At 69.0% G+C, this 3,389-nt stretch carries 4 protein-coding genes; 3 read left to right on the top strand and 1 reads right to left on the bottom strand.

Annotation, left to right across the window (positions count from 1 at the left end; genetic code table 11):
* A partial coding sequence (locus N5C25_RS20385; protein WP_029380125.1) for a YkgJ family cysteine cluster protein occupies nucleotides 1–428 on the bottom strand: 428 nt, incomplete at its 3' end.
* A gap of 104 nt (nucleotides 429–532) precedes the next feature.
* Here N5C25_RS20385 and oleC point away from each other — a divergent pair.
* The 3 genes from oleC to N5C25_RS20370 all read left to right on the top strand — a co-directional run.
* Nucleotides 533–2,191 (top strand): olefin beta-lactone synthetase, encoded by a 1,659-nt coding sequence (gene oleC, locus N5C25_RS20380; protein WP_279937792.1) that lies wholly within the window; start codon nucleotides 533–535, stop codon nucleotides 2,189–2,191.
* A complete protein-coding gene (gene oleD, locus N5C25_RS20375; protein WP_279937791.1) occupies nucleotides 2,188–3,180 on the top strand; it encodes a 2-alkyl-3-oxoalkanoate reductase in 993 nt (330 codons plus the stop codon). The genes oleC and oleD overlap by 4 nt, the downstream gene beginning before the upstream one ends.
* Before the next feature lie 81 nt (nucleotides 3,181–3,261).
* Nucleotides 3,262–3,389 (top strand): DUF1328 domain-containing protein (locus tag N5C25_RS20370; RefSeq protein ID WP_279937793.1); only part of this gene is annotated, 128 nt, incomplete at its 3' end.

Below are 3,389 nucleotides of genomic sequence, written 5' to 3'. Positions count from 1 at the left end.
GCGGCGACCGGCGCCTGCGGCGGCGAGGAAGGGCTGTTGCCGTTGTCGTCCGGGTGGTCGTCGTCATTGTCGGCGTCATCACGCCAGCGCCAGTCGGCCAGGGTCAGCGGATCCAGGCCATAGGCGATGCGCGCCTTGTCGCACTGCGGGCTGGCCTTGCCGTATTCCCACGATGCATCCACCTCACGGCACACGCTGGGCCGGTTGGGGTGGATGGTGCAGCGTGAATACACGCCGATCTGCGCATCCAGCGCGACGCAGCGCACCGGCTTGGAATGGGTGCCGCGCATGCACAGGCGATGCGGGTCCAGCACCTCGGTAAGCTGGTGCGGCACGCCGCCGGGGGTGACCTCGTCCGATTCCATCCAGTGGAAGGCCACGCGGTATTGGGTGCAGCAGGCGCCGCAGGTCATGCAGGGATGTTGCATGGGCAAGCCGCCTCGGGCGGCAGTCGGAATCGGGAACGAGGGTGCGGATTTTCCACGAAGTCGGCCGCCGCGCAAGAAATTCCGTAAGCGGCGACAATGAACGGATGAACCGACCCTGCAACATTGCCGCGCGCCTGCCTGAACTGGCGCGTGAACGCCCCGATCAGATCGCCATCCGCTGCCCGGGCCGCCGAGGCGCCGGCAACGGCATGGCCGCCTACGACGTCACCCTCGATTACCGCCAGCTGGATGCCCGCAGCGACGCCATGGCCGCCGGCCTGGCTGGCTACGGGATCGGCCGCGGGGTGCGCACGGTGGTGATGGTGCGGCCCTCGCCGGAGTTCTTCCTGTTGATGTTCGCCCTGTTCAAGCTGGGGGCGGTGCCGGTGCTGGTCGACCCGGGCATCGACAAGCGCGCCCTGAAGCAGTGCCTGGACGAGGCGCAGCCGCAGGCCTTCATCGGCATTCCACTGGCGCATGTGGCGCGGCTGGCGCTGCGCTGGGCGCCCTCGGCGACCCGCCTGGTCACTGTCGGTCGCCGCCTCGGCTGGGGCGGCAGCAGCCTGGCCGCGCTGGAGCGCGCTGGCGCCAGCGCTGGGCCGATGCTGGCCGACACCGATGGCGAGGACATGGCCGCGATCCTGTTCACCAGTGGCTCCACCGGCGTGCCCAAGGGCGTGGTCTACCGCCACCGCCATTTCGTCGGCCAGATCCAGCTGCTGGGCAGTGCCTTCGGCATGGAAGCGGGCGGGGTGGACCTGCCGACCTTCCCGCCGTTTGCCTTGTTCGACCCGGCGCTGGGCCTGACCTCGGTGATCCCGGACATGGACCCGACGCGGCCGGCGCAGGCCGACCCGGCGCGCCTGCACGACGCCATCCAGCGCTTCGGCGTGACCCAGCTGTTTGGTTCGCCCGCGCTGATGCGGGTGCTGGCGAAGCATGGCCGGCCGCTGCCGACGGTGACCCGGGTGACCTCGGCCGGTGCACCGGTGCCGCCGGACGTGGTCGCCACCATCCGCAGCCTGCTGCCGGCCGACGCGCAGTTCTGGACGCCGTACGGCGCCACCGAGTGCCTGCCGGTGGCAGTGGTGGAGGGTCGTGAGCTGGAGCGCACCCGCGCCGCCACCGAGGCCGGCGCTGGCACCTGCGTGGGCAGCGTGGTGGAACCGAACGAGGTCCGCATCATCGCCATCGATGACGCGCCGCTGGCCGACTGGTCGCAGGCACGTGTGCTGGCCACCGGCGAGGTGGGAGAAATCACTGTGGCCGGCCCAACCGCCACCGACAGCTACTTCAACCGCCCGCAGGCCACCGCAGCGGCGAAGATCCGCGAGACGCTGGCCGATGGCAGCACCCGCATCGTCCATCGCATGGGCGACGTGGGCTACTTTGATGCACAGGGCCGTCTGTGGTTCTGCGGCCGCAAGACCCATCGCGTGGAAACCGCGCAGGGGCCGTTGTACACCGAACAGGTCGAGCCGGTGTTCAACACCGTGCCCGGCGTGGCGCGCACGGCCCTGGTGGGTGTTGGCCCGGCCGGTGCACAGGTACCGGTGCTGTGCGTGGAACTGCAGCGCGGGCAGAGCGACAGCCCGGCCTTGCGCGAGGCCCTGCGTGCGAAAGCCGCCGCACGGTTGCCCGATGCGAACCTGCAGCACGTCCTGGTGCATCCATCGTTCCCCGTCGATATCCGTCACAACGCCAAGATCGGCCGGGAAAAGCTCGCCGTCTGGGCCGGCGCCGAACTGGAGAAGCGCGCATGAAAATCCTGGTCACCGGCGGCGGTGGTTTCCTCGGCCAGGCGCTGTGCCGCGGGCTGGTTGAGCGTGGCCACCAGGTGCTGGCGTTCAACCGCAGCCACTACCCCGAACTGCAGGCGATGGGCGTGGGCCAGATCCGCGGTGATCTGGCCGATGCGCAGGCGGTGCTGCATGCGGTGGCCGGCGTCGATGCGGTATTCCACAATGGTGCCAAGGCCGGCGCGTGGGGCAGCTATGACAGCTACCACCAAGCCAATGTGGTCGGCACCGACAACGTCATCGCAGCCTGCCGCGCGCACCGCATCGGCAGGCTGGTCTACACCTCCACGCCCAGCGTGACCCATCGCGCCACCCATCCGGTGGAAGGCCTCGGCGCCGACGAGGTGCCGTACGGCGAAGATTTCCAGGCGCCGTACGCGGCCACCAAGGCGATCGCCGAACAGCGCGTGCTGGCCGCCAACGATGCCGCGTTGGCGACGGTGGCGTTGCGTCCGCGCCTGATCTGGGGCCCTGGCGATCAGCAGCTGGTGCCGCGCCTGGCCGAGCGTGCGCGGCAGGGCCGCCTGCGCCTGGTCGGCGATGGCAACAACAAGGTGGACACCACCTACATCGACAACGCCGCACTCGCCCACTTCCTCGCCTTCGAAGCGTTGGCACCGGGCGCTGCGTGCGCGGGCAAGGCCTACTTCATCTCCAATGGCGAGCCGTTGCCGATGCGCGAGCTGGTGAACAAGCTGTTGGCTGCGGTGGGTGCGCCGACGGTGGACAAGGCGATCAGCTTCAGGACCGCCTACCGCATCGGCGCTGTCTGCGAGCGGCTGTGGCCGCTGCTGCAACTGCGCGGGGAGCCGCCGCTGACCCGTTTCCTGGCCGAACAGCTGTGTACGCCACACTGGTACAGCATGGAACCGGCGCGCCGTGACTTCGGCTACGTGCCGCAAGTCAGCATCGAAGAAGGGCTGCGCAGGCTGAAGGCTTCATCTGCTGCATAGATCGCCATCACTGGTTGCACACCGCAGGATCGGGAGGATGGACCCACGCCATCCAAGGCTCGACCACCCGCGAGGAGCGCCATGCTGCACTACGCCATCATTTTCTTTGTCATCGCCATCATCGCCGCCGTTCTGGGTTTCTCCGGTATCGCCGGCGCCGCAACGAACATCGCCTGGATCCTGTTCGTGGTGTTCCTGATCCTTGCGGT

This window comes from Stenotrophomonas sp. GD03958 (genome assembly GCF_029839005.1).
Taxonomy (GTDB): domain Bacteria; phylum Pseudomonadota; class Gammaproteobacteria; order Xanthomonadales; family Xanthomonadaceae; genus Stenotrophomonas; species Stenotrophomonas hibiscicola.
Note: the sequence above shows the minus strand (reverse complement) of the source record. Positions and strands in the feature narration are given on the sequence as shown.